General features: G+C 70.2%; 23 protein-coding genes. 8 read left to right on the forward strand and 15 right to left on the reverse strand.

What is annotated here, in order from left to right; translation table 11 throughout:
- The first annotated feature begins 65 nt into the window (after positions 1 to 65).
- The 3 genes from ACFVR6_RS04900 to ACFVR6_RS04910 are packed head-to-tail and all read left to right on the forward strand — an operon-like array spanning position 66 to position 2,763.
- A complete protein-coding gene (locus tag ACFVR6_RS04900; RefSeq protein WP_386959375.1) occupies positions 66 to 1,361 on the forward strand; it encodes an enolase C-terminal domain-like protein in 1,296 nt (431 codons plus the stop codon).
- On the forward strand, positions 1,354 to 2,328 hold the full coding sequence (locus tag ACFVR6_RS04905) for an aldo/keto reductase (RefSeq protein WP_386959377.1): 975 nt from the start codon (positions 1,354 to 1,356) through the stop codon (positions 2,326 to 2,328). The genes ACFVR6_RS04900 and ACFVR6_RS04905 overlap by 8 nt, the downstream gene beginning before the upstream one ends.
- A 15-nt stretch (positions 2,329 to 2,343) precedes the next feature.
- Positions 2,344 to 2,763 (forward strand): RbsD/FucU family protein, encoded by a 420-nt coding sequence (locus ACFVR6_RS04910; protein WP_386959378.1) that lies wholly within the window; start codon positions 2,344 to 2,346, stop codon positions 2,761 to 2,763.
- 13 nt (positions 2,764 to 2,776) lie between these two features.
- Here ACFVR6_RS04910 and ACFVR6_RS04915 read toward each other — a convergent pair whose 3' ends face one another.
- The 7 genes from ACFVR6_RS04915 to ACFVR6_RS04945 are packed head-to-tail and all read right to left on the reverse strand — an operon-like array spanning position 2,777 to position 10,483.
- Entirely contained in the window at positions 2,777 to 3,502 is a 726-nt protein-coding gene (locus tag ACFVR6_RS04915) for a copper homeostasis protein CutC (RefSeq protein WP_386959380.1), read from the reverse strand.
- Positions 3,499 to 4,842, reverse strand: a complete 1,344-nt coding sequence (locus ACFVR6_RS04920) for an alpha-L-fucosidase (RefSeq protein WP_386959382.1) — start codon at positions 4,840 to 4,842, stop codon at positions 3,499 to 3,501. Before ACFVR6_RS04920 ends, ACFVR6_RS04915 begins: the two co-directional genes overlap by 4 nt.
- Positions 4,839 to 6,413 (reverse strand): M81 family metallopeptidase, encoded by a 1,575-nt coding sequence (locus ACFVR6_RS04925; RefSeq protein ID WP_386959384.1) that lies wholly within the window; start codon positions 6,411 to 6,413, stop codon positions 4,839 to 4,841. Before ACFVR6_RS04925 ends, ACFVR6_RS04920 begins: the two co-directional genes overlap by 4 nt.
- Positions 6,394 to 7,365, reverse strand: a complete 972-nt coding sequence (locus tag ACFVR6_RS04930; protein ID WP_386959386.1) for an ROK family protein — start codon at positions 7,363 to 7,365, stop codon at positions 6,394 to 6,396. Before ACFVR6_RS04930 ends, ACFVR6_RS04925 begins: the two co-directional genes overlap by 20 nt.
- Positions 7,362 to 8,285, reverse strand: a complete 924-nt coding sequence (locus ACFVR6_RS04935; RefSeq protein WP_386959388.1) for a carbohydrate ABC transporter permease — start codon at positions 8,283 to 8,285, stop codon at positions 7,362 to 7,364. Before ACFVR6_RS04935 ends, ACFVR6_RS04930 begins: the two co-directional genes overlap by 4 nt.
- Positions 8,275 to 9,180: a carbohydrate ABC transporter permease gene (locus tag ACFVR6_RS04940; protein WP_386959390.1), complete on the reverse strand. Its 906-nt coding sequence runs from the start codon at positions 9,178 to 9,180 to the stop codon at positions 8,275 to 8,277. The genes ACFVR6_RS04935 and ACFVR6_RS04940 overlap by 11 nt, the downstream gene beginning before the upstream one ends.
- Before the next feature lie 40 nt (positions 9,181 to 9,220).
- Entirely contained in the window at positions 9,221 to 10,483 is a 1,263-nt protein-coding gene (locus ACFVR6_RS04945; protein WP_386959392.1) for an ABC transporter substrate-binding protein, read from the reverse strand.
- A 180-nt stretch (positions 10,484 to 10,663) separates the two neighbouring features.
- On the opposite strand from ACFVR6_RS04945, the gene ACFVR6_RS04950 reads away from it, so the two are divergent.
- Positions 10,664 to 11,821, forward strand: coding sequence for an ROK family transcriptional regulator (locus tag ACFVR6_RS04950; protein WP_386959394.1), 1,158 nt, complete (start codon positions 10,664 to 10,666; stop codon positions 11,819 to 11,821).
- A 9-nt stretch (positions 11,822 to 11,830) separates the two neighbouring features.
- Here ACFVR6_RS04950 and ACFVR6_RS04955 read toward each other — a convergent pair whose 3' ends face one another.
- The 6 genes from ACFVR6_RS04955 to ilvD all read right to left on the reverse strand — a co-directional run bounded on the left by ACFVR6_RS04955 (position 11,831) and on the right by ilvD (position 21,236).
- Positions 11,831 to 13,093 (reverse strand): alpha-L-fucosidase, encoded by a 1,263-nt coding sequence (locus ACFVR6_RS04955; RefSeq protein ID WP_386959396.1) that lies wholly within the window; start codon positions 13,091 to 13,093, stop codon positions 11,831 to 11,833.
- A 118-nt stretch (positions 13,094 to 13,211) separates the two neighbouring features.
- On the reverse strand, positions 13,212 to 15,950 hold the full coding sequence (gene adhE / locus ACFVR6_RS04960; RefSeq protein ID WP_386959398.1) for a bifunctional acetaldehyde-CoA/alcohol dehydrogenase: 2,739 nt from the start codon (positions 15,948 to 15,950) through the stop codon (positions 13,212 to 13,214).
- Between the two features lie 167 nt (positions 15,951 to 16,117).
- Entirely contained in the window at positions 16,118 to 17,143 is a 1,026-nt protein-coding gene (gene ilvC, locus ACFVR6_RS04965) for a ketol-acid reductoisomerase (RefSeq protein ID WP_386959400.1), read from the reverse strand.
- 33 nt (positions 17,144 to 17,176) lie between these two features.
- Entirely contained in the window at positions 17,177 to 17,686 is a 510-nt protein-coding gene (ilvN, locus tag ACFVR6_RS04970) for an acetolactate synthase small subunit (RefSeq protein WP_386959402.1), read from the reverse strand.
- 2 nt (positions 17,687 to 17,688) lie between these two features.
- On the reverse strand, positions 17,689 to 19,494 hold the full coding sequence (locus ACFVR6_RS04975) for an acetolactate synthase large subunit (protein ID WP_386959403.1): 1,806 nt from the start codon (positions 19,492 to 19,494) through the stop codon (positions 17,689 to 17,691).
- 35 nt (positions 19,495 to 19,529) lie between these two features.
- A complete protein-coding gene (gene ilvD, locus ACFVR6_RS04980) occupies positions 19,530 to 21,236 on the reverse strand; it encodes a dihydroxy-acid dehydratase (RefSeq protein WP_386959405.1) in 1,707 nt (568 codons plus the stop codon).
- A gap of 145 nt (positions 21,237 to 21,381) precedes the next feature.
- Between ilvD and ACFVR6_RS04985 the strand changes: the two genes are divergently transcribed.
- Genes ACFVR6_RS04985 through ACFVR6_RS05000 form a run of 4 tightly spaced genes read left to right on the forward strand, consistent with a single transcriptional unit; the run spans position 21,382 to position 23,814 of the window.
- Entirely contained in the window at positions 21,382 to 22,071 is a 690-nt protein-coding gene (locus ACFVR6_RS04985; RefSeq protein ID WP_386959407.1) for an energy-coupling factor ABC transporter permease, read from the forward strand.
- Positions 22,068 to 22,397, forward strand: coding sequence for a PDGLE domain-containing protein (locus ACFVR6_RS04990; protein ID WP_386959408.1), 330 nt, complete (start codon positions 22,068 to 22,070; stop codon positions 22,395 to 22,397). The genes ACFVR6_RS04985 and ACFVR6_RS04990 overlap by 4 nt, the downstream gene beginning before the upstream one ends.
- Positions 22,394 to 23,059, forward strand: a complete 666-nt coding sequence (cbiQ, locus tag ACFVR6_RS04995; protein ID WP_386959410.1) for a cobalt ECF transporter T component CbiQ — start codon at positions 22,394 to 22,396, stop codon at positions 23,057 to 23,059. The genes ACFVR6_RS04990 and cbiQ overlap by 4 nt, the downstream gene beginning before the upstream one ends.
- Positions 23,056 to 23,814, forward strand: coding sequence for an energy-coupling factor ABC transporter ATP-binding protein (locus tag ACFVR6_RS05000; protein WP_386959411.1), 759 nt, complete (start codon positions 23,056 to 23,058; stop codon positions 23,812 to 23,814). The genes cbiQ and ACFVR6_RS05000 overlap by 4 nt, the downstream gene beginning before the upstream one ends.
- A gap of 18 nt (positions 23,815 to 23,832) precedes the next feature.
- Here the strand turns inward: ACFVR6_RS05000 and otsB are convergent, their stop codons facing one another.
- Positions 23,833 to 24,615, reverse strand: a complete 783-nt coding sequence (gene otsB, locus ACFVR6_RS05005; protein ID WP_386959413.1) for a trehalose-phosphatase — start codon at positions 24,613 to 24,615, stop codon at positions 23,833 to 23,835.
- A complete protein-coding gene (otsA, locus tag ACFVR6_RS05010; RefSeq protein WP_386959415.1) occupies positions 24,612 to 26,027 on the reverse strand; it encodes an alpha,alpha-trehalose-phosphate synthase (UDP-forming) in 1,416 nt (471 codons plus the stop codon). The genes otsB and otsA overlap by 4 nt, the downstream gene beginning before the upstream one ends.
- Positions 26,028 to 26,096 lie beyond the last annotated feature (69 nt).

The following is a 26,096-nucleotide window of genomic DNA, read 5'->3' on the forward strand; positions in this document are numbered from 1 at the left end:
CAGTATAAACATCCGATGTTTACGGTGGGAAGGCCACAACCCGTGGCGTGAACCAGGAGTGACACGTGACCCGCATCGTCGCGCTCGAGACCGCCGACATCAGATTCCCCACCTCCCAGAGCCTCGATGGCTCGGATGCCATGAATCCCGACCCGGACTATTCCGCCGCCTATCTGCGCATCACCACCGATGCCGGCGACGGGATCGAAGGCCACGCCTTCGTCTTCACGATCGGGCGCGGCAACGACGTGCAGGTCGCGGCGATCGACGCGCTCGCCGGGCACCTGACCGGGCGCGAGCTCGAACCGCTGCTCGCCGACATGGGCGCGACGAACCGCGCGTTGATGGACGACTCGCAGCTGCGCTGGCTGGGGCCGGAGAAGGGCGTGATGCACATGGCCATCGGCGCCGTGATCAACGCGCTGTGGGACATCAAGTGCAAGCGTGCCGGCGAGCCGCTGTGGCGACTGCTGGCGCGGATGACGCCCGAAGAGCTCGTCGGCCTCGTGGACTTCCGCTATCTCACCAACGCGCTCACCCCCGGCGAGGCGCTGGACATCCTCCGCGCGGCGGAGCCGGGACGCGCCGAGCGTGAGCGCCTGCTGCTGGAGGGCGGTTTCCCCGCCTACACGACCACTCCCGGCTGGCTCGGCTACTCCGACGAGAAGCTCGCGCGCCTGTGCCGCGAGGCCATCGCCGACGGGTTCGGACAGATCAAGCTCAAGGTCGGTGCCGACCTCGACGACGACATCCGCCGGTTCCGCATCGCCCGGGAGGTGTGCGGCGACGGGTTCCCCATCGCGGCGGACGCCAACCAGCGCTGGGAGGTCGACGAGGCCATCGCGTGGGTGCGGGCCCTCGCGCCCTTCGACCCCGCCTGGATCGAAGAGCCCACGAGCCCCGACGATGTGCTGGGCCATGCCGAGATCGCGCGCGCCGTGGCGCCCGTGCGGGTCGCCACCGGCGAGCACGCCCACAACCGGGTGATGTTCAAGCAGCTGCTGCAGGCGGACGCGATCGCCGTCATGCAGATCGACGCCGTGCGCGTGGCCGGCGTCAATGAGAACATCGCCAACCTGCTGCTCGCCGCGAAGTTCGGGGTGCCCGTGTGCCCGCATGCGGGCGGCGTGGGCCTGTGCGAAGCGGTGCAGCACCTGGCGATGTTCGACTTCGTCGCGGTCTGCGGCACCCGCGAGGGCCGCATGATCGAGTACGTCGACCACCTGCACGAGCATTTCGTCGTGCCCACCGATGTGCGCGGCGGCGTCTATCGCGCGCCCCTCGCCCCCGGCGCCGGCATGGAGATGCGCAGCGAGAGCCGTGGGCGCCACACCTGGAAGCCGGAGGCCGTCGATGCCTGAGTCGCGCAACGATGCGACGCGCACGATGACGCGGCTCGGCTACGGTGCGGCGAACGTCGGCAACCTGTTCCGGCCGATGACGGACGACGAGGCGTGGGACATCCTCGAGACGGCATGGGATGCCGGCATCCGCTACTTCGACACCGCGCCGCACTACGGGCTGGGTCTGTCCGAGCGACGAGTGGGCGCGTTCCTGCGCACGAAGCCGCGTGACGAGTTCACGGTCTCCACGAAGGTGGGACGGCTGCTGCGTCCGAACCCGGACGACGACGGGGGCCTGGACCTCGACAACGACTTCCACGTGCGCGCCGATCTGCGCCGGGAGTGGGACTTCACCGAGGCCGGCATCCGCGCGAGCATCGCCGAATCGCTTCACCGGATGGGATTGGACCGGGTGGACGTCGTCTTCCTGCACGATCCCGAGCGCCACGACCTGGACCTCGCGCTCGCCGAGGCGCTGCCCGCCCTCGTCGCCGTCCGCGAAGCGGGGCTCGTCTCTGCCGTGGGCGTCGGATCGATGGTGAGTTCGACCATCGCCGCGGCGGTGCAATCCGCAGACCTCGACATCGTGATGATCGCCGGCCGCTACACGCTTCTGGAGCAGCCGGCAGCCGACGACGCGCTGCCGGCGTGCCACGCCACCGGCACTCAGGCGGTCGCGGCGTCCGTGTTCAACTCCGGGCTGCTCGCCAGCCCCGCGCCCCGGCGTGAGGGCCGCTACGAGTACGGTCGCCTGCCCGACGCGCTGTGGGACCGGCTGTCGGACATCGTCGCCGTCTGCGACGCACACGACGTGCCGCTCCCCGCGGCCGCCGTGCAGTTCGCCCTCCACGACCCTGCTGTGCGCTCGGTCGTCGTGGGCGGCAGCCGGCCGGCGCAGCTGCGCCAGAATGCGGAGTGGATGTCGCTGCGCATTCCCGCAGCGTTCTGGGACGATCTGGCCGACCGCGCACTCATCACACGCTGAACCGAGAGGTGTCACATGCTCACAGGAATCAACCCGCTCCTCACCGGTGAGCTGCTGTGGCATCTCGATGCCATGGGCCACTCCGACGCGGTGGTCATCGCCGATGCGCACTTCCCGGCGGCGGCGCTGGCCGATCGCCTCGTCACCCTCCCCGGAACGACCACGCCCGACGTCCTCGCTGCCATCCGCACCGTCGTCCCCCTCGACGACGCGCCCGGTCTGGACCTCATGACCTCAGCCGACGGCGAGGTGCTGCCGGTGCAGTCCGAACTCATGGCCGCCGCGGGGACGGACCTCGCAACCACCGGCTTCGTCGACCGTTTCGCCTACTACGAGCTGGCACGGTCCGCGTTTCTCGTCGTGCGCACGGGCGAGACGCGCAAGTACGGCAACGCACTGCTGCGCAAGGGCGTCGTGGGGCACCCGTCGGCGTGAGGCCGGCGACCGGTTAGGAGACGCTCTGCGCCGCGGCCACCGCGGCGACGACGAGGGCGGAATCGGTGACGTCGTGTCCTTCGACACCGCCACCCGGGCCCGAGGGCGCCGACAGCCCGCCGCGGCGCCGCGCCGACAGGTGCACAGCGCCGACGCCCGCCCGCGCGAGCGCGGGGATGTCCTGCGGCGCGACGCCGCCGCCGGCGACGATCTCCAGTGCGCCGTCGGCGCGGGCGACGAACGCCGCCAGCCGCGCGACGCCGTCGATGCTGCGCGCCGCACCGCCCGAGGTGAGCACGCGGTCGACGTTCTCCTCGCGGAGCGCCTCGAGCACCTCTTCGGGGAACGGTGTGGCGTCGATCGCACGGTGGAAGACGAGCGCCGCGGTTCCGGCGGCGTCGCGCCACCGACGCACGGCGTCCCTGTCGAGGAGCCCACCGGTGTCGAGCGCGCCGACCACCACTCCCCCGACGCCGCGGGCCACGGCCGCCCGCACGTCGGCGGCGACGAGCTCGGTCTCTTCGCGGTCGTAGACGAAACCCCCACCGCGCGGCCGCACCAGCACGTTCACGCGGTCCGGTCCGATCGCGGCGCAGACCGCCTCGATCAGGCCGATCGACGGCGTCACGCCGCCCGTCTCGAGCGCCTGACACAATTCCACGCGGTCGGCTCCCGCCGTGAGCGCCGTCCGGGCGCCCGCGGCATCCTGAACCGCGATCTCCACGATGACGCGGCTCATGCGCCCACCGTGAGAGCGACGGCGGCGTCGCCGCGCAGAGCGTCGGGGATCACCGCGACCGCGGTGCCGTCGGGACGTCGCTCGTGCTCCGCAGAGCCTCCCCCCGGCCACCACGCGGGTCGCGCGGCGAGCTCGTCGGGCAGGTCGAGCGTGCCGGATGCCGGGTCGAGCGCGATGACGTTGACGACCTCACCCGCGGCCGTGTACGCCCGCGGCGCGCCCGTCTCCTCACCCGCGCGCACCCAGGGGCGCGTGCCGTAGATGGCACTGCCGTCGCGGCGGAGCCACTCGCCCAGCTGACGCATCGCCTGCGCCTGCAGCTCCGGCACCGAGCCGTCGGCGCGCGGGCCGACGTTGATGAGCAGGTTGCCGTTCTTGCTGACGACGTCGGCGAGCAGGCGGATGAGCTCGGCTCCCGACAGCGAGTGGCGGGCGTCCTCGGCCTGGTTGTAGCCGAACGAGTACCCCAGTCCGCGGGTCGATTCCCAGGGCTGCGGCAGGATGTCGGCGACGTGGGTGTACTCCCGGGTGAGGAAGCCGTGGCGCGGCACTCCCCAACGGTCGTTCACCGCGCCGTCGGGAACGGCGGCGAAGTACCGGCGCAGCAGCGCCGCCACGGCGTAGGACTCGGTGCCCTTCCCGCCGTCGGGCCAATCGATGTCGTTCCACAGCACATCCGGGCGGAACCGCTCCACCAGTTCGTCCAGCTGCGAGGCCGCGTAGCGCGAGAAGCGCTCGTCGGCCCGGCGGAACCGGAACAGATCGGTGTCGGACTCGATCGGCGGGAAGTCGCTCACGTGCCAGTCCAGCGCGCCGGAGAAGTACACGCCGAAGCGCGTGCCGGTGCGGCGGGTGGCGTCGTGCAGCTCGGCGATGAGGTCGCGGCGGGGGCCTCGGTCGACCGCGTTGAACGAGGTCGTGCCGGTCCCCCACAGGCAGAAGCCGTCGTGGTGCTTCGTGGTGGGGATCACATAGCGCGCCCCCGCGTCGACCAATCCGGCGACGAAGGCGTCGGCGTCGAAGCCACCGGCATCCCACTGATCGGCGAGGTCCTCGTAGCTCGTCCCCGTGCCGTAGAGCTCCTGGTGACGCTCCCACGTCGGGCTGCCCGCGATGCGCACGGTGTTGGCATACCACTCGGCGTATTGATGGTGCGCGTAGGCATCCTCGACGGGCACGCCCCCCGGCGGGTGGGCAGGGGCCCACGCGGGCAGGGAGTACAGGCCCCAGTGCACGAAGAACCCCAGCTTGGCGTCGCGGTACCACTCGGGGGTCTCGGCGTCCGGGTACACCGGTGCGGCGTCACCGAAGTCGGGTCCGGTGCGCGTCTCGAAGTTCATGCTCGTGCCTCCTGTGCGCCGCGCCGGGCGACGATCGCGGACAGATCGGGGTCGGACTGCCCGGCATCGAAAGGGTAGACGCCGTCTCGCAGGTGGGAGTGGCCGAGCCGCAGCAGGTCCTGATCGACCCCACCCGGAGTGAGGGCGATCGTCCAGCCCGCTGCCAGGTCGTACAACTCCGGTTCGAGATAGCCGATCTTCACGATCACGATGTCGGCGGTCTCGGGATCGAGCCCCAGCATGCGGAAGTCGTCGAGGTGGTGGAAGGGCTTGCGCCGCTCGGTCACGATCGCGTGCACCGCGCCGGCGCGCACGACGACCTGGGTGCCGGCGACGGGATCGCCCGCGGTGACGGAGAACACCTCGCCGGTCAGCTCGACCGGGCCGCGAGGACCGGCATCCACTCGACCGCCGACGGCCACCGAGACGGTGCCGCCGACGCCGGCGGCCTCCGCCGCGCGCACCGCCGCGGGATCGAACACCGATGCCACGAGCACGGTGCGCGCGGGATCGGCGAGGTCGGCGCGCTCGAGCAGTCGGCCGAGGGTCCACGAGACGTCGCCGGCGCCACCGGCGGTGGGGTTGTCGCCGGAGTCGGAGATGACGTAGGGCCGCGGCGCACCCTCGGCCATCGCCTCGTCGAGCGCGTCGTCGAGGCTCGCGACGGGACCGACGAACGCGAACTCCGCGCGCGCCTCCCAGTAGCGACGCCCCAGCCGCTCGGCTTCGCGGGCGATGACCGCGCCGTCGTCGCCGGTCACGATCACGGTCGCGTGGCAGCGGGGTTCGTCGGCCCAGGCGTACCCGACCCAGATGGCGGCGTCGACCACGCCGTCGAGCTCTTCGACGTCGGGGATCATCCCGTACAGGCTCCGCGCGGGTTCGATGCGCGTGCTGGTCTTCTCGCCCGGCAGCAGCACCGGAACCCGCACCCAGGCCTTGAGCGGCCGTCGCGCGAGCGGGTCGGCACCGTGCGCGCCGCGCAGTCGCTCCAGCAGATTGTGCACGGCACGCTGCTTGGTGTTGAGCCAGTCCTCGTGCGGCGCCATGCGATAGCAGGTGATGAGGTCGACGGCGTCGAACAGCGCATCCGACACGTTGCCGTGCAGGTCCATGGATGCCGACACCAGCGTGTCAGGACCGAGCGCCTCCCGCACGGCGGCGGCGAGGTCGCCCTCGGCATCGGTCATGCCCACGACGCTCATCGCACCGTGGATGTCGAAGAAGAACGCGTCGAAGGGGCCGCTCTCACGGATGCCGTCGATGATCGCCTGCTTCATGCGCAGATAGGTCGCCGGCGCCACGGCGCCGCCGGGCAGGGAGCGGCCGTGGCTCAGCGGCACCCACTCGGCCGCATCGCGCAGCGGCTCGCCGGGCGCGAGGAAGGGGTAGTAGCCCAGCAGGTCCTCGCCGGTGCGGACCGTGAAGGCCTCGTCGCCGGAGATGTGCGGGGAGAAGGTGCTGGACTCGATCGAGATGCCGCCGATGCCGACCCGGGGACGGGCGAGACCATCGGGGTGGACCGCCGGCAGCGGTCCCTTCCAGATGCGGTCAGGGTCGGGACGCGACATCGCTGTTGCTCTCTTTCTGGGAGGGGGGTGAAGGGTGTGCGTCGCCGGCGACCAGCGCGGCAGCGCCGAGCACGACGGCGTCGGCGCGCAGCGCGCCGGGAACGATGCGCAGCGGCATCCCCGAGACCGGCGGATCCGAGGCGAGGGTGGCCTCGACGGCGGGTTCCAGCAGGTCCCACGCCGTGGCCACTCCCCCGCCGACGACGGCGAGGGGCACGTCGACGAGCGTCGCGGCCGACACGCACGCGAGGGCGACGGCGCGCCCGGCCTCGGCGAACACGGTCAGCGCGACGGTGTCGCCCGCGCGGGCACGGTCGGCCACGGCGCGCGCCGACACCGCACTCGCTGCGGTCGCGGCAGCGTAACGGCGGGCGATGGAGGTGCCCGACGCCAACGTCTCGAGGTGACCGACCTGGCCGCACGTGCACACCAGATCGCTGTACCCCGGGGTGTGGCCGATCTCGCCGGCCGCACCCTGGGGGCCATGGCGCAGTCGGCCGTCGAGGACGAGCGCGCCGCCGACACCGGTGCCGAGCATGACGCCCAGCACGTCCCCGCCGCGGCCGGCGCCCCACGCGTTCTCTCCGAGGAGGAAGGCGTTGACGTCGTTCTCCACGTGCACCGGGAGGGACAGACGGGAGCGCAGCCGATCGCCGAGCGGAAAGCCCGCCCACCCCACGAACGTGTCCGACGCCGCACGGATCGCCCCGTCCGCCGGGTCGACGACCCCGGCGGCGCCGACGCCGACGGCGGCCGGTCGCACGCCGGAGGCGAGGGACATCTCCTCGACGATGAGCGCCGCGGTCTCGGCCATCGCCTCGCCGCCGCTGCGGACGGGGCTCTGGCGGGTCGCCCGTGCCAGCACGGTTCCGTCCGCGGCCACCAGCGCACCCGAGGTCTTGGTGCCCCCGATGTCGATGCCGGCGACGACGCGCGCGTTGTCCGCGCTCATCGCCCGCCCAGCCCGGCCATCGCGATGCCCTTGACGAGGTGCTTCTGGAGGACCACGACGAGCAGCGTCGTCGGGATCATGGAGATGATCGCCGCGGCCATCTGCAGGTCCCACCTGGTGCCGGTGAGCCCCGAGAAGCTCGCCAGGCCGACGGGGAGCGTGCCGAGGGTCGCGTAGTCCACCGTCACGATGAGCGGCCACAGGTAGCTGTTCCAGAACGACAGGAAGGTGAACACCGACAGCACGGCGACGGCGGATTTCGACAGCGGCAGGATGATCTGCAGGAAGGTGCGCACCGGTCCCGCACCGTCCACACGGGCTGCCTCTTCGAGTTCGAACGGGATGCCGCGGAAGAACTGGCGCATGAGGAACGTCCCGAACGCGGTGAAGGCGAACGGGAGGATGAGCGCCTGGTAGGTGTTGACCCACCCGAACCACTGCATCACCTGGAACATGGGGATCACCAGCACCTCGGCGGGCACCATGAGGGTGGCCAGGAACAGCAGGAAGACGGCATCCCGGCCCTTCCACCGGAGGCGCCCGAAGGCGTATCCGGCCGTCGTCGACACGATGAGCACGACGAGCGTGCCGGCGACGCCGACGAACAGCGAGTTGCCGATGTAGGTCCAGAACGGGCCGTAGGCGAAGACTTCGGCGAAGTTGCCCCACTTGATCTGCGAGCCGATGAGCGTGGGCGGCATCGAGAAGATCTCGATGTTGGGCTTGAGCGCCGAGAAGAACGCGTACACCAGCGGCGACACGAAGACGGCCGCGGCGAGGTAGACGAAGACGTGCGCCACCACGAGGCGGGCGCGCTCGCCGCGGGTGCGGGCCACGGGACGCCGGCGACCGAGCTCCGCCTGCACGACGTCGTCGTCCGCCTGGACGAGCAGGGTGCGGGTCTCTGTCTCAGTGCTCATAGTGCACCCACTTCCGCTGCGCGGCGAACTGCATGCCGGTGATCAGGATGATGATGGCGAACAGGATCCACGCGGCGGCAGCGGCGAGGCCGAGGTCGCCGAAGGTGAAGCCCTGCTCCCAGATGAACATGACGAGTGGCTTGGTGGCGTTGCCGGGGCCGCCGCCGGTGAGCAGCTGCGGCTGGGCGAAGACCTGCAGCGCGGTGATCATCGTCATGATCGTGGCGAAGAAGATCGCCGGCGAGATCATCGGGATCATGACGCTCCACACAAGCCGCAGCCCACGGGCGCCGTCGATGCTCGCCGCTTCGAGCACGCTGTCGGGCAGCTGCTCCAGAGCGGCGGAGAAGATCAGCATGTTGTAGCCGAGACCCTGCCAGACGCTCATGGCGACGACCATGGCCATGGCCCAGAACGGATCGGCGAGGAAGTTGGGCAGACTCACGCCGAACCAGCCCTGCGCGATGCCGTTGAACAGACCCTGCGGCTGCAGCATCATCTTCCACACCAGCACGTTGGCGACCATCGGCACCACGACGGGAATGAAGAAGAGCACGCGCAGCGCGCCGCGGCCGCGGATGCGGGGGCCGAGGCCGATGGCCAGCAGCAGCGACAGCCCCACGCTCAGCGGCACGTACAGCAGCGTGTACACGGCGGAGTTGCGCAGTGCGGGCCAGAAGTCCGGGCTGGAGGTGAACAGCTGGGTGTAGTTGTCGGCGCCCGTGAAGGTGCGCTCGCCGAAGGTCGGCCAGTCGAAGACGCTCATGACGATCGACAGCCCCACGGGCACGATCGTGAACAGGGCGAGCCCCACCAGGGCTGGGCTTGCAAAGCCCAGCGCCTGGCGGGTCTCGGCCCTGGCGAGCGACCCCCGACGTTTCGTCGTGGTCGTCATTGCACTGCTCTCCTGCTCAGGAACGGGTGGGGGGACCCGTTCAGTTGCCGAACTGCGCCTGAGCGCTCTCGAGCATGTCGGCCATCGTCGTCTGGCCGTTGTAGACGCTGACGAGGTTGGGCTGGATGTAGCTCTCGAGCTTCGCCCAGTTCTGGGTCATGTACAGCGGCACGGTCGAGGCGAACGCCGACTCGAAGACGCTCTTGACGTGATCGCGGTGCTTCTCGTCGATCGACTCGAAGTACAGCGGCTGCGACTCGGTGCGCGCCGGGTACGAGCGGCCGGACTCGGCGATGTAGTCCTGCGCGTCCTTGCTCAGCAGCGAACCGAGCACCTTGAGGGCCTCCTCCGGGTGCTCGCAGGTCGCGGACACGCCGTAGCCCGAGCCGAGGATCGGTCCGGCGTTGCCGCTGGGACCCGCCGGCAGCGGTGCCATGCCGGCGGCGAAGCCGGACTCGTTGTCGAGGTAGCCCGTCGCGTTCCACGTGCCGTCCACGGCCATGGCGGCGTTGCCACCGGTGTACTGCGTCTCACCCCAGCCCGTGTCGGACGCCGAGGCGACGGGGGCGGCGACGCCGAGATCCGTCACGAGGCCCGCGAACCACGATGCGGCCTCGACGAACTCCGGGGAGTCGATGTTCAGCGAGCCGTCTTCCGCCGCCGGCTGCGTGCCGGACAGGGCGATCGGCAGGGACATCCACTGGTAGGCGCCCATGCCCATGCCGAAGCCGTGCTTGCCGTCGGCGGTGGCGTCCGTGGCGATCTGCTCGAAGTCGTCGAACGTCCAGCCGATCTCGGGCGTGGCGGCACCGGCGGCCGACAGCAGGTCCTGGTTGTAGTAGACCAGCATCGTCGCGACGTCGAACGGCATGCCGTACAGCTCGCCCTCGAAGCTCATGATGCCGTCGGCACCGGGGTTGAACTCCGCGAGGTCGAGACCCGCGGTGGCGAGGTCCTCGTCGGAGAGGGCGCGGAAGCCCGCGGTGTACCCGCCGAGCTGCGCGCCGCTCATGCCCGTGATGCAGGCCATGTTGCCGCTGGCCATGTTGGTCGTCAGCTTGGTGAAGAAGTCACCCCACGGAGCGGTCTGCAACTTGATGGTCACGTCGGGGTTCTGCTCCTGGGCGATCGCGACCTGCGCCTCGAGCGCCTCGGTGTCCGACTCGCTTCCGGCCCACATGTCCACGACGATCGTGGGCTTGTCCCCGTCGCCGCCTGCGGAGTCGGCCCCGCCGGCGCATCCCGTCAGCACCAGCGCCACGCCCGTGGCCGCGGCCACTCCGCCTACGCGCATTCTCTTCATTCCTGCCTCCTGGCAAATTCGTGTCGAACAACGTTGTTTCGCTTCTCGAATCAACCTTGTACTGTTCTGTTCAAAGTCAACATTTCAGATTTCCCCACCGGCCGCAACACGAACATCCGATGTTTATGGTTCGGTGATCTTTCGTCACATCCGCGAAACACATCGCCGCGAAAGCAGGACATGACCCCTCACTCCGACATCGCCGTCGGCGACGACTCCGTCAGCCGCCGCATCCTCGACCTGATCGCGCGTCGAGAATGCCGGTCGCGTTCAGAGCTGGCCACGACCCTGGGACTCGCCCCGTCGACCGTCGGGCTGCGTGTGCAGGCGCTGCTGGATGCCGGGGTGATCTGTGAGCGCGGCGAAGGCACCTCGCGCGGCGGCAGGCGACCCCGGCTGCTGGACATCCCCGAGGATGCCGGAGTGGTCCTCACCGCCGACCTGGGGGGCGGGCACGCCCGGATGGGCCTGCATCGCCTGAGCGGCGAGCTGATCACGACCCGCACTATCCCGGTCACCCTGGCGGATGGACCGGTGCCCACCCTCGACGCGGTCTGCGCCGTGTTCGACGCGCTGGCCCGCGACACGACGGTGCGCGCGATCGGGGTGAGCCTGCCCGGGCCTGTCGACATCGCCACCGGCACCGTCCACCAGCCCTCGCGCATGCCCGGATGGCCGGGGTTCGCCGTACGGGAGCACCTCAGCGAGCGTTACGGCATCGCGATCGCCGTCGACAACGACGCGAACCTCGCCGCCCTCGGGGAGCACCGCGTGCAGTTCGGCACCGGGCGGCACAGCATCACGGTCAAAGCCGGCACCGCGATCGGCAGCGGCGTGATCATCGACGGCATCGTGCATCGGGGGGCGACATCCGCCGCGGGCGACATCACCCACACCCGCATCGACTCCAGCGGCGGCCTCCCCTGCTCGTGCGGCAACACCGGGTGCCTCGAGACGGTCGCCAGCGGCGCGAGTCTGGTGCGCCAGATGCGGGAGCGGGGCAGGACCGACGTCACCACCACGGCGGACGTGCTCGCCCTGGCACAGGATGCCGAGCCCGAGGCCACCACGCTCGTGCGCACGGCAGGCACGCACCTCGGTCAGGCGCTGTCGGGCGTGGTGAACTTCTTCAACCCCGACGCCGTCTTCCTCACCGGCAGCATGAGCGCGTCGGAGCCGTTCATCGCGGCCGTCCGCAGCCGCGTGTACGAGGCGTGCCACCCGCTGGCGACGCAGCGGCTGCGGATCGAGGCGGCACGCACCGGCGCCGACGCGATCCTGCACGGCGCCGCCCGGTGGGCCCTGGACAACATGGAGCTGCCCACCGGGAGCGCGTGACGCCCGCGCTCAGTCGATCAGCGTGAGCTCGACCACGGGCAGCACGACATCGGGGCGGGCGACCGGCAGATGCACGGTGAGCGTGCCCTCCGGCTCGCCCTCCGGGGTCATGAGGTCGGCCACCTGGGCGGGATCGGCCGCGGTGGTCCGCAGCCAGGAGCCGTCATGGAGCAGACGCGCATAGCCCACCTTGCCGGCAAGCCCCGGCAGGTGCACGAAGCCCAGCGGCCACGTGAACAGGTGCAGGTAGAGCCGATCACCCCCGCGCGTGTACACGCCCTCCCGCGGCGGGGTGAAATCGGCATGTCCGGCGCCGACGATGGCGCGCTCGTGCAGCGCCATCCACTCCCCGATCTCGTCCAGTGCCGCGGTGTCGCGCGGGGCGATCGCGCCGCGGCCGTCGGGGCCGATGTTCAGCAGCATGTTCCCGTTCATCGACACCGAATCCGCCAGCATCCGCACGAGCAGATCCACCGACTTCTGATCGGTGTTGTCGCGGTGGTAGCCCCACGACCCGTTCATCGTCTGGCAGGCCTCCCAGACCAGCGGCTCGCCGTCGCGCGTCAGGGGCGACGTCGGCTGGTACTGCTCGGGGGTCACGAAATCGGCCGGGATCCCGAGGCGGTCGTTGACGAGCATGTTCGGCTGCAACTCGCGGCACATCGCCAGAAGCTCCGCCGCCGCCCAGTCCTCGGGGCCCTTGCCCGCCAGGCCCTCGCGGGGCTCGGGGTAGGTGAAGTCGAAGAAGAGGTAGTCGATCTCGCCGTACCCGGTGAGCAGCTCACGCACCTGCCCGTGGAGGAACTCGCGGTAGCGCCCCATGTCGCGTCCGGCGTTCTGCGCCGCGATGTCGTCGTCGCCGCGCCGGGGGTGATTCCAGTCGATCGTGAAGTCCGGGTGATGCCAGTCGATGACCGAATGGTAGAAGCCCACGCGCAGCCCCTCCGCCCGCAGCGCGTCGACGTACTCGCGGACGAGGTCGCGCCCGCACGCGGTGACCGAGGTGAAGTCGGTGAGCGCGGAGTCCCACAGCGCGAAACCCTCGTGGTGCTTGGTCGTGAGCACGACGTAGCGCATGCCTGCGCGCTTGGCCTGCCGCGCCAGGGCGCGGGCGTCGAAGCGGTCCGGATCGAAGTGGTCGAAGTACTGCCGGTACTCGGCATCGGTGAGCCGCTCGTAGTTCTGCACCCACTCGTGCCGTGCCGCCGTGCTGTACAGACCGAAATGCACGAACATGCCGAATCGCGCCTCATCGAACCACTGCTGTCGCATCGTCGCCTCTCTCATCGATTTCCGTCCATCTTGGCACAGACATCCGATGTCTACGTCTCCTCCCACAACGAGAGCCCGGTCCACACGTGTGGGCCGGGCTCTCGTTTGTGGGACGGTGTTACCGCGCGGCCTTCTTGCGACCGTGGGCGGGCGCGGGCTCAGCCGGCGCGGCATCCGTCGCCGGCGGAACCGGCGCCTCGGCCGCGTCGACGGCCGCGGCTGCGGTCGCGCGGGCGGCCCGCACCGCGTCGTACGAGGTGCCGTAGTAGGCGGCTTCCATGAGGGTGCGCATGTCGGCCAGCAGCGGCATGCGCGGGTTCGCCGGCGCGCACTGGTCGCCGTAGGCCGCCATCGCCAGTTCCTCGAGCCGGCCGATGAACGACTCCTCCGGCACGCCCTGCGCCTGGAAGGAATCCTCGATGCCGACGGCACGGCGGAGCTGCTCCACCGCGCGGGCGTAGGACTCGACACCCTCGTCCGGCGTCGCCGCCGGGAGGCCGAGGTGCCGCGCGATCTGCTGGTAGCGCTCCGGTGCGACGTAGCGCTCGTACTTGGGCCACGCGGTGACCTTCGCCGGCACCTGGCCGTTGTAGCGGATGACGTGCGGCAGATACACGGCGTTGGTGCGCCCGTGCACGAGATGGAACTTCGATCCCGTGACGTGGGCCATGGCGTGGACGATCCCGAGGAACGCGTTGCCGAAGGCCATGCCGGCGATGGATGCCGCGTTGTGCATCTTCTCGCGCGCCTGGATGTCCGCGGCATCGCTGCTGCCGGGGCCCGCCTTCGCGCTGCGTTCGATGTTCTCGAAGATCAGCTTGATGGCGTGCAGGGCCAGACCGTCGGTGAAGTCGTTCGCGTACACCGACACGTAGGCCTCGGTGGCGTGTGTCAGCGCGTCGAACCCGGCGTCGGCGACGAGAAAGGCAGGCAGCGCCGTCGTGAGCAGCGGATCGACGATCGCGACCGACGGCGTGAGGGCGTAGTCCGCGAGCGGGTACTTCATGCCCGTCTCGTCGTCGGTGATCACCGCGAACGGCGTCATCTCGGAGCCGGTGCCCGAGGTGGTCGGCACGCAGACGAGCCGCGCCTTCTCCCCCAGCTCCGGGAACCGGAAGGCGCGCTTGCGCACGTCGAAGAACTTCTCCCGCATGTCGGAGAAGTGCACGTCCGGGTTCTCGTAGAGCAGCCACATCACCTTCGCGGCATCCATCGGCGATCCGCCGCCGAGCGCGATGATCGTGTCGGGCTGGAAGTCGCGCATCTGCGCGGCGCCCCGCTGGACGCTGGCCACCGTGGGCTCCGGGGTCACCTCGTCGATGATCTGCAGGTGCACGCGGTTGGGGCGCCGGCCCAGCACGTCGAGCACCCGGTCGACGAATCCGAGCTTGGTCATGGTGGCGTCGGTGACGACGGTGACGCGCTCGATGCCCTTCATGTCGATGAGGTAGCGCAGCGCGTTGGGCTCGAAGTAGGTCTTGGCCGGCACCTTGAACCACTGCAGGTTGTTGTTGCGGCGGCCGACCCGCTTGATGTTGAGCAGGTTCACCGCAGACACGTTGTTCGACACCGAATTGCGGCCGTACGAGCCGCAGCCGAGGGTGAGCGACGGCATGAAGGCGTTGTAGATGTCGCCGATGCCGCCGAGCGCCGAGGGGGCGTTCTCGATGATGCGCACGGCCTTCACCCGTTCGGCGAAGTCGGCGATGACGGCGGGGTCGCTGGTGTGCACCGCGCCGGAGTGGCCGAGGCCGTCGAAGGCCACCATCTGCTCCGAAAGGTCGATGCCCTCCTGCGCGTCGGCGGCATGCAGCACCGCGAGCACGGGGGCGAGCTTCTCACGCGTGAGCGGCTCGTGGGGACCGACGCCGGTGACCTCGGCCAGCAGCACCGAGGTGTCCTCGGGGACGCTGAACCCGGCCATCTGCGCGATGCGCACGGCCGGCTGACCGACGATCGCGGCGTTGAGTTTCGCCTCGGCGCACGAGGAGTCGGCAGCGGAGACCCCGAAGATGAGCTCTTCCAGCATCCGCTTCTCGTCGGCGTTGACGAGGTAGGCGTGCAGACGGGCGAATTCCGCCATCGCCTCCTCGATGATGGGGGCATCGAGGATGACGGCCTGCTCGCTGGCGCACACCATGCCGTTGTCGAACGACTTCGACAGCACGACGTCGTTGACCGCGCGCCCCACCTTCGCGGTGCGCTCGATGAAGGCCGGGACGTTGCCCGCGCCGACGCCGAGCGCGGGCTTGCCGCAGGAGTACGCGGCACGCACCATGGCGTTTCCGCCGGTGGCGAGGATGAGGGCGATGCCGGGGTGGTTCATCAGTTCGCCGGAGGCGGCCAGCGAGGGCTCCGCGATCCACTGGATCCAGTCGTCGGGAGCGCCTGCGGCGATCGCCGCGTCGCGCACGATCGTGGCGGCGGCCACCGAGCAGCGCTGCGCCGACGGGTGGAAGGCGAAGACGATGGGGTTGCGGGTCTTCAGCGCGATGAGCGACTTGAAGATCGTGGTGGACGTGGGGTTGGTCACCGGCGTGATGCCGCACACCACCCCGACGGGCTCGGCGATCTCGGTGATGCCGGTGATCTCATCGACGGAGATGACCCCGACGGTGCGCTGCTTGATGATCGAGTGGGTCACGTGCTCGCACGCGAACATGTTCTTCACGGCCTTGTCTTCGAACAGACCGCGACCGGTCTCTTCGACAGCCATCACGGCGAGGTCCGCGTGGTGGCTGAGCGCGGCCACCGAGGCCTTGCGCACGATGTGGTCGATCTGGTCCTGCGTGAATGTCGCATACGCGGTCAGCGCCTGTTGCGCCCGGGCCACCAGTGCGTCGATTTCGGGGGACATCTCTCTCCAACCCGGCACGGACGCGTTGCCCGCGCCCTTGCTCTGTGGCCAGCATAGCCCTGTGGTCAGACCACAGGAAGAGGGCAACGAGAAACCCGGCCGCCACTCCCCTGGTTCGGGGTGTGACGACCGGGCTCGAGCCGTGCCGGGTGGGACGGCGGTCTGACTCAGCGCGCCGCGCTGCCCTCGACGTAGTCGCTGTCGGTCTGCTTCCAGGAGAACAGGGCGCGCAGGTCCTTGCCGACCGCCTCGATCGCGTGTGCGGCAGCCTTCTCGCGCAGCTCGCCGAACTCGACAGCTCCGGCATCCTGGTCGTTGATGAAGCGCTCGGCGAACGCGCCCGAACGGATGTCTGCGAGAACGGCCTGCATGTTCTCCTTGACGTGGGGGTCGATCACGCGCGGGCCGGAGACGTAGTCACCGTACTCGGCGGTGTCGGAGACCGACCAGCGCTGCTTGGCGATCCCGCCCTCCCACATGAGGTCGACGATGAGCTTGAGCTCGTGCAGCACCTCGAAGTACGCGATCTGCGGCTGGTAGCCGGCCTCGGTCAGCGTCTCGAAGCCGTACTGGATGAGCTGGGACACCCCACCGCAGAGCACGGCCTGCTCGCCGAAGAGGTCCGTCTCGGTCTCCTCGGTGAAGGTTGTCTTGATGACGCCGGCGCGGGTGCCGCCGATGGCCTTGGCGTACGACAGCGCGACGTCCCAGGCCTGGCCCGACGCGTCGTTCTCGACGGCGATGATGTCGGGGATGCCGCGGCCGGCGACGAACTCGCGACGCACCGTGTGACCGGGCGCCTTCGGGGCGACGAGGATGACGTCGACGCCCTCGGGGGCCTCGATGTAGCCGAAGCGGATGTTGAACCCGTGCGCGAAGGCGAGGGTCTTGCCGGCGGTGAGGTGCGGCTTGATCTCGTCGTTGTAGATCGAGCGCTGGTGCTGGTCCGGCGCGAGGATCATGATGAGGTCGGCCCACTCGGCGGCGTCGGCGACGGTCTTCACCTCGAAGCCGTCCTCCTCGGCCTTGGCGATGGACTTCGAGCCCTCCTTGAGGGCGATGACGACCTCGACGCCCGAGTCGCGCAGGTTCTGCGCGTGGGCGTGGCCCTGCGAGCCGTACCCGACGATCGCGACCTTCTTGCCCTGGATGAGCGACAGGTCGGCGTCGGCGTCGTAGAAGATGTCGGCCATTGTGTGATTCTCCTTGGATGGGGGTTCTGGGGTTCAGCCGCGCAGGACGCGCTCGGTGATGCTCTTGCCGCCGCGACCGATCGCGACCATGCCGGACTGGGCGAGTTCCTTGATGCCGAACGGCTCGACCGCGCGCAGGAAGGCGTCGACCTTGCCGCGGTCGCCGGTGACTTCGACCACGAGGGCGTCGGTGGCGTAGTCCACCACCGAGGCGCGGAAGAGGTTCACGACCTCGATGACGTTCGAGCGGGTCTGGTTGTCGGCGCGCACCTTCACGAGCATGTGCTCGCGCTGCACGGATGCCGCGGCATCCAGCTCGACGATCTTGATGACGTTCACGAGCTTGTTCAGCTGCTTGGTCACCTGCTCCAGCGGCAGCTCCTCGACGTCGACGACGACGGTGATGCGGGACAGGCCCGGCACCTCCGTCACGCCCACGGCGAGGGAGTCGATGTTGAAGCCGCGGCGGGCGAAGAGGCCGGCCACGCGGGTCAGCAGACCCGGCTTGTCCTCCACGAGGAGGCTCAGGACATGCTTGCTCATGCTCATGCCTCCTGGTCGAACGCGGGAGCGTGGTCGCGGGCGTACTGGACGTAGCTGTTGCTGACACCCTGCGGCACCATGGGCCACACCATCGCGTCCGCGCTCACGACGAAGTCGATGACGACGGGGCGGTCGTTGGTCTCCAGCGCCGTCTTGATGGCGGCATCCACGTCTTCCTCCTTCTCCACGCGCAGCGCGAGGCAGCCGTAGGCCTCGGCCAGCTTCACGAAGTCGGGGATGCGCACGGTGTCGTGCCCGGTGTTGAGGTCGGTGTTGGAGTAGCGGCCGTTGTAGAACAGCGTCTGCCACTGGCGCACCATGCCCAGCGACGAGTTGTTGATGATCGCCACCTTGATCGGGATGTTGTTGATGACGCAGGTGGCCAGCTCCTGGTTGGTCATCTGGAAGCAGCCGTCGCCGTCGATCGCCCACACCGCCCGGTCGGGCTCGGCGACCTTCGCGCCCATGGCGGCAGGCACCGCGTAGCCCATGGTGCCGGCGCCGCCGGAGTTGAGCCACGAGTTCGGACGCTCGTACTTGATGAACTGCGCCGCCCACATCTGGTGCTGGCCGACGCCCGCCGCGTAGACGCCCTCGGGCCCGGTGAGCTCACCGATGCGCGAGATGACGTACTGCGGCGACATGTGGCCGTCGGTGGGCGCGGTGTAGCCGAGCGGGAACTCGTCCCGCAGGCCGTCGAGGTAGGACCACCACTCGTCGATCTCGGGGGCACCGGCGGCGGTGGCCGTCGCGAACGCGCCGTCGAGGTCGACGAGCACGTCCTTCAGGTCGCCCACGATCGGCACGTCGGCCGTGCGGATCTTGGAGATCTCCGCCGGGTCGATGTCGACGTGCACGACCTGCGCGTTCGGCGCGAACAGCGATGCCTTGCCGGTGACCCGGTCGTCGAAGCGCGCGCCGAGCGAGACCACGAGGTCGGACTCCTGCAGCGCGAGCACCGCCGGCACCGTGCCGTGCATGCCGGGCATGCCCAGGTGCTGCGGGTGCGAGTCGGGGAAGGCGCCGCGGGCCATGAGGGTGGTCACGACCGGTGCCCCGGTGGCCTCGGCCAGGCGCAGCAGCTCGGCGGAGGCCTGCGAGCGGATCACGCCGCCGCCGACGTACAGCACCGGCTTCTTCGCGGTCGCCAGCAGCTGGGCCGCCGCCTGGATCTGCTTGCCGTGGGCCTTGGTCACCGGTCGGTAGCCGGGCAGGTCCACGCGCGGCGGCCAGACGAACGGGGCCTCCTGCTGCTGCGCGTCCTTCGTGATGTCCACGAGCACGGGGCCGGGGCGGCCGGTGCCGGCGATCTCGAAGGCCGCGGCGATCGCGCCGGGGATCTCCTCGGCGCGCTTGACCAGCAGCGAGTGCTTGGTGATCGGCATGGTGATGCCGACGATGTCCGCTTCCTGGAAGGCGTCGGTCCCCATGAGGGTCGAGAACACCTGCCCGGTGATGCAGACGATCGGCACCGAGTCCATGTAGGCGTCGGCGATGGCGGTGACCAGGTTGGTCGCCCCGGGGCCGCTCGTGGCGATCGCGACGCCGATCTTGTTGGATGCCGAGGCGTACCCCTCGGCGGCGTGGCCGGCGCCCTGCTCGTGACGCACCAGGATGTGCCGGATCTCCGACGTGTCCATGAGCGGGTCGTAGACGGGCAGGATGGCGCCGCCGGGCAGGCCGAAGACGTCGGTGACGCCGAGCAGTTCCAGCGAGCGGACGACGGCCTGCGCGCCGGTGATGACGGGCGCCGCCGTGGCGGCGCGGGCGGGTGGCCGGGGAACGGCCGGAGCGGTGTCTGAGGACATGGTGAATTACCTCGAGATCCAGGTGGCGGACGGGCCTAACCCGTGACCGCGCCTTCAGCGGCGGAGCGCACGAGTTTGGAGTACTTGGCCAGGACGCCACGGGTATAGCGCGGGGGAAGGGGTTCCCAGCCTTCTCGGCGGGAACTCAGCTCAGCCTCGTCGACGAGTAGGTCGAGTGTGCGAGCCGCGATATCGACCCGTATCAGATCACCATCGCGCACGAAGGCGATGGGACCAGCGTCCACCGCTTCGGGTGCTATGTGGCCGATGCACAGGCCGGTTGTGCCGCCTGAGAATCGTCCGTCCGTCAACAGTAGTACATCTTTTCCGAGCCCCGCGCCCTTGATGGCGGCCGTGATCGCGAGCATCTCGCGCATGCCGGGGCCGCCCTTGGGGCCCTCGTAGCGGATGACGATCACGTCGCCCGGGTCGATGTCGCCGGCCTCCAGCGCGTCCATCGCGCCGCGCTCGCGCTCGAACACGCGCGCAGGGCCCTCGAACACCGAGGCGTCGAAGCCCGCGGTCTTCACGACCGCACCCTCGGGGGCGAGCGATCCGTGCAGGACCGTGATGCCGCCGGTGGCGTGGATGGGGTTGTCGAAGCGGTGGATGACTTCGCCGTCGATCGGGTCGGGATCGAGGTCGCGCAGGTTCTCGGCGAGTGTCTTGCCGGTCACGGTGAGCGCGTCGCCGTGCAGCAGCCCCTCGTCGAGCATCGCCTTCATGATCACCGGGATGCCGCCGTGACGGTCGACGTCGTTCATGACGTACTTGCCGAACGGCTTCATGTCGGCCACGTGCGGCACCTTGTCGCCGATGCGGTTGAAGTCGTGCAGCGTCAGGCCGACCTCGGCCTCGTTCGCGATGGCGAGCAGGTGCAGCACGACGTTGGTGGACCCGCCGAGCGCCATCGCCAGGGCGATCGCGTTCTCGAACGCCTCCTTGGTGAGGATGTCGCGGGTCGTGATGCCGAGCTTCAGCAGGTTGACGACGGCTTCACCGGAGCGGTGCGCGAAGTAGTCGCGGCGCCGGTCGGCCGACGGCGGCGCCGCCGAACCCGGCAGGCTCAGCCCGAGCGCCTCGGCGACGGAGGCCATCGTGTTGGCGGTGTACATGCCACCGCAGGCGCCCTCGCCCGGGGCGATGGCGCACTCGATGCGCTTGAGGTCGGCCTCGCTCATCTTCCCGGCGAGGCACGCACCCACGGCCTCGAAGGAGTCGATGATCGTGACGTCCTTCTCGGTGCCGTCGCTGAGCTTGACCCAGCCCGGAGCGATGGACCCGGCGTAGAGGAAGACGCTCGAGAGGTCCAGACGTGCGGATGCCATGAGCATGCCGGGGATCGACTTGTCGCAGCCGGCCAGCAGCACGCTGCCGTCGAGGCGCTCGGCCATCATCACCGTCTCGACGGAGTCGGCGATGACCTCGCGGCTCACGAGCGAGAAGTGCATGCCCTCGTGGCCCATCGAGATGCCGTCGGAGACCGAGATGGTGCCGAATTGCAGCGGGTAGCCGCCGCCGGCGTGCACTCCCTCCTTGGCGCCCTGCGCGAGCCGGTCGAGACTCAGGTTGCAGGGCGTGATCTCGTTCCAGCTGGACGCGATGCCGATCTGGGGCTTGTCCCAGTCTTCGTCGCCCATGCCCACGGCGCGCAGCATGCCTCGGGAAGTGGTGGCCTCGATGCCGTCGGTGACGACGCGACTGCGGGGCTTGATGTCGATGGATTCGTCGGGATGGCTCACCGCTGCATTCTATTGCCCGCCGCGGCAGCGCCGGAGGTCCGCCACGGCACCCCCTGGTGTCGGCTCGGAGCCGCGGCTACGCTACGTGGACTTACGACGGTGTCGCAACTGGCGCACATCGCCCTCCTCGAGCCAAGGAGCGCCGATGCATGTCCCCGACGGGTTTCTGAACGTCCCCACGTCGATCGCGACGGGGGTGGTGGCGGCAGCCGGCATCGCTGCCGCCCTGCCGTTGGCACGCAAAGAGGCGGCCGATGATCGCAAGGCGCCGATGGTGGGGATCGTGGCGACGCTGATCTTCGCCGTGCAGATGATCAACTTCCCCGTCGGCGCCGGCACCAGCGGCCATCTCATGGGCGGTGCCCTCGCGGCGGTGCTCGTGGGGCCGGCGACCGGCTTGCTGTGTCTGAGTGTCGTGCTCATCGTGCAGGCCTTCCTCTTCGCCGACGGCGGCCTGACCGCGCTCGGCACCAACATCACGCTCATCGGCATCGTCACGGTCGTGGTCGGCTGGTGGGTGTTCCGCGCTGTCGTGGCGATCCTCCCGCCGCGACGCTGGGCGATCGTGGCGGGTGCGGCGCTGGGCGGGTTCGTCTCGGTGCCCGTCGCCGCCGCGGTCTTCGCGCTGCTGTTCACGGTGGGCGGCACGGTGTCGGTGCCCTCCGGCGCGGTGTTCGCTGCGATGGTCGGCTGGCACACCGTCATCGGGGTGGGCGAGGCGGTCATCACCGCGCTCATCGTGTCGGCCGTGCTCGCGACCCGCCCCGACCTCGTCTACGGCGCTCGCTTCGCGCGCCGACCGCGGGTGGGCGTCACGGAAGGAGTGATCGCATGACCGCGACGCGCCGGCGCGTCTCGACCCGCGCGTTCACGATCGCAGCCCTCCTGATCGCCCTCGCCATCGCGTGCGTCGTGAGCGTGTGGGCCTCGGCCGACCCCGATGGCCTGGAGTACGTCGCCGAGTCCGCGGGATTCCTCGGCGCCGCCCAGGACAGCGCGACCGCCGGCAGTCCCCTGGCCGACTACGGGGCCGCGTTCGTCGACAACCCGTGGCTGTCCCTCGCCATCGCCGGTGCGGTCGGCTGCGCGCTCACCTTCGGGCTGGCCTGGCTCATCGGGCTCGGCACGCGGCGCCGCAGCGGCGCGGACAGGGAACGATGATCCTCGCGTCCCCGCCCACCCGCACCGACACCCCGGCGTGGCTGCAGGCGGTCTCGCCGCGTGCACGGCTGCTGGCGGTGCTCGCCTTCGCGATCGTGGTGGTGGCCACTCCGCGCGAGTGGCTCGGCATGTTCGCGGTCTACGGCGCCGCCGTCATCACCCTGCTCATCGTCGCCCGCGTCCCGGCACGCACCGTCGCGGGACGCCTCGTGATCGAGGTGCCTTTCGTGGTGTTCGCGGCGCTGATGCCGCTCATCGCCACCGGACCGCGGATCGAGGTCTGGGGACTCTCGCTCTCGGTCGAGGGGCTCTGGGGGGCGTGGGGCCTGCTCGTGAAGGCGACCCTCGCGTTGCTGGCATCCATCGTGCTCGTGAGCATCACCGAGCCGCGCGCCATCATCCTCGCGCTGGAGCAGCTGCGCCTCCCCCGCCAACTCACGATGATCGGGGGGTTCATGCTGCGCTACCTCGACGTCATCGTCGAGGAGTGGCAGCGCATGCGCGTCGCCCGGGCGTCGCGGGGGTTCGTGGCGCGCGGTCGTCGATCGTGGCGGGTGCTGGCGAGCGGCATCGGCGTGCTGTTCGTGCGCTCGCACGGCCGGGGCGAGCGCATCCACCTGGCGATGCTCGCCCGCGGCTACCACGAAGCGGGTCGGGCATGACCGGTGCGTCGGTGGCGGTGCGGGACCTGCACTTCCGGTACCCGGGGGCATCGGCATCCACCCCGTCCGCACTCGCGGGTGTCGACTTCGAGGTGACGCCCGGGGAGCGGGTGGCGATCCTCGGCCCGAACGGCTCGGGCAAGACGACGCTCATGCTGCACCTGAACGGCATCCTCTCCCCCACGCGGGGCACGGTCGCCGTCGGCGGCACGGTGATCGACCCCCGGACGGTGCGCGACGTGCGCCGCCGGGTGGGGCTGGTCTTCCAGGACCCCGACGACCAGCTGTTCATGCCGACCGTCGCCGAGGACGTCGCCTTCGGGCCCGCGAACTACGGCGCCACCGGCACGGCGCTGGCCGAGCGGGTCACGACCGCCCTCACGCAGGTCGGGCTCGGATCCATCGGCGACCGGCACCCGCAGCAGCTGTCGCTCGGGCAGCGGCGTCGCGCCGCCATCGCCACGATCCTCTCGATGGACGTCGATGTGATGGTGCTCGACGAACCGACATCGAACCTCGACCCCGGTTCCCGCCGGGAGCTGTCGGCGACCCTCGCCCGGCTGGCGGCGACGCAGATCATCGTGACCCACGATCTGCCGTACGCACTGGAACTGTGCCCGCGGGCGCTGATCCTCGACGGCGGGCGCATCGTGGCCGACGGCGCCACCGGGGACCTGCTCGCCGACGGCGCGCTCATGACGGCGCACGGGCTGGAGCTGCCCTGGGGGTTCGACCCCACGCGCGGCCGGTCCTAGCGGTCCGCGCGTGGCGCGCTATGCGCGCAGGTCGGCCCGCAGCCGGGCCAGGCGCGACAGCAGCTCGGCGAACGCGGCGATGTCGGCGACCCGGACGTCGGCGGCGGTCTCGCCCTCGCCGACCCGCACGCCGAGGTCGCCGGGGCCGAGGCTCTTCAGCGCGTCCTCGTCGGTGACATCGTCACCGGCGAACAGCACCGCGGTCGCGCCGGTGCGCTCGCGCAAGGCCGCCACCGCGGTGTCCTTGCCCTCGTGCCGGAACGCGTACTCCACGATGTCGCGCCCGGTGCGCCGCCGCCAGTGCGACGCCTCGGCGTGCACGAGGTCGTCGACGATGCGGTTGGCCTCGGCGGCATCCGCTGCGCTCGAGCGGCGCGTGTGCACGCCCAGTCCGAACGTCTTCGGCTCGATCCAGACCCCGGCCAGATGCGCCGTCGCCTGCTCCGCGTGCGTGCGCAGGCGGTCCCGCAGCTCGACGTCGCCGGGGTCGTCCTGGGGCTCCCGGGCGCCGGAGCCGGGCTCCCAGTACTCCGCGCCGTGCGAGCCCGCCAGCCACAGCGGCGAGGCGTCGTCGTGTTCGGCGATGAGGCGCAGGTCCACCAGGCTCCGCCCCGAGACGAGGGCGACGACGGTGTCGGGCAGCGCCGCGAGCGCCTCGACCGCATCGCGGGCGACGGGCAGCATGCGCGAGCGCATGGGGTCGTCCTGCAGCGGCGACAGGGTGCCGTCGAAGTCGACGGCCACCAGCAGTCGCGGCGTGGCGGCGAGGGCGGCGAGCTTCTCCTCGAGCGCGGCGGTCACGAGCGCGCCCTCCGCACGGCGTCCAGCGCTTCCAGGAACTCGCGCGACCAATCCGACACGTCGTGGTCCCGCACCTTCTTGCGCAGGCTCCGCATGCGGCGCCCCTGTTCTGCGGCGGGCATCTCCACCGCCCGCACGATGGCATCCTTGAGGCCCTCGATGTCGTGCGGGTTGATGCGCAGCGCCGTGCCGAGTTCGTCGGCGGCACCGGCGAACTCGCTGAGCACGAGCACGCCGCGGTTGTCGACGCGGGAGGCGACGTACTCCTTGGCCACGAGGTTCATGCCGTCGCGCAGCGCCGTGACCAGCATGACGTCGGCGGCCAGGTAGAGCGCGACCATCTCCTCGCGGGGGAATGCCTGGTGCAGGTAGCGGATGGCGGTGTGGTCCATCGTGTCGAAGTCGCCGTTGATGCGACCCACCGTCTGCTCGATCTCGTCGCGCAGCTGCACGTAGGCGGCGACGCGCTCGCGACTGGGGCTGGCCACCTGCACCATGGTCACGTCCTCCACGGCCAGGCGACCGTCTTCGAGCAACTCCCCGAAGGCCTTCATGCGGTGGCGGATGCCCTTGGTGTAGTCCAGGCGGTCGACACCCAACAGCACCTTCTTCGGGTTGCCGAGGCTCTCGCGGATCTCCGCCGCCCGCGCGACGATGTCGGGGCGCTGCGCGAGACGGATGTACTCGTCGGCGTCGATCGAGATCGGGAAGGCCTTGGCCAGTGCGAGGCGCGCGCCACCGTCTTCGGTGGGTACGCGGATGCCGCTGGCCTTGGTCTCGTAGCGCAGCTGGCGGCGCACCGCGCGGGCGAAGTTGCTCGCGTCGGCCACCCGCTGGAAGCCGATGACGTCGGCGCCGAGGAGACCCTCCAGCACCTGGCGGCGCCAAGGCAGCTGCGAGTACAGGCCGTAGGCCGGGAACGGGATGTGGTGGAAGTAGCCGATCACGAGGTCGGGCCGCAGTTCCCGCAGCATGCGGGGCACGAGCTGCAGCTGGTAATCCTGCACCCACACCGTCGCGCCGTCGGCGGCGGCGTCGGCCGCGGCCTCGGCGAACCGGCGGTTGACCCGCACGTAGGCCTGCCACCACTCGCGACGGTAGCGGGGCGCGGCGATGACGTCGTGGTACAGCGGCCAGATCGTGTCGTTCGAGAAGCCCTCGTAATACAGCTCCACGTCTTCAGCGCTGAGCGTGACCGGCACGAGCTGCATGCCGTCGAATTCGAACGGCTCGACCTCGAGGTCGGCCTGGCCGGGCCAGCCGACCCAGGCGCCGTCGGCTTGTCGCATCACCGGGTTGAGGGCGGTCACCAGGCCACCGGGAGACGGACGCCACTGTTCCTCACCCTCACCGGTCCCCGAACGATCGACCGGAAGTCGGTTGGCGACGACGATGAAATCAGCAGTACCCATGGGTGTTCCTCCGTGTTGCAGGCGGGGCTCTCAGGCTATCCCGCCGATTCACGGGCTTCCGGGGGTTGC

It is taken from the genome of Microbacterium sp. NPDC058021, assembly GCF_042885955.1.
GTDB lineage: Bacteria > Actinomycetota > Actinomycetes > Actinomycetales > Microbacteriaceae > Microbacterium.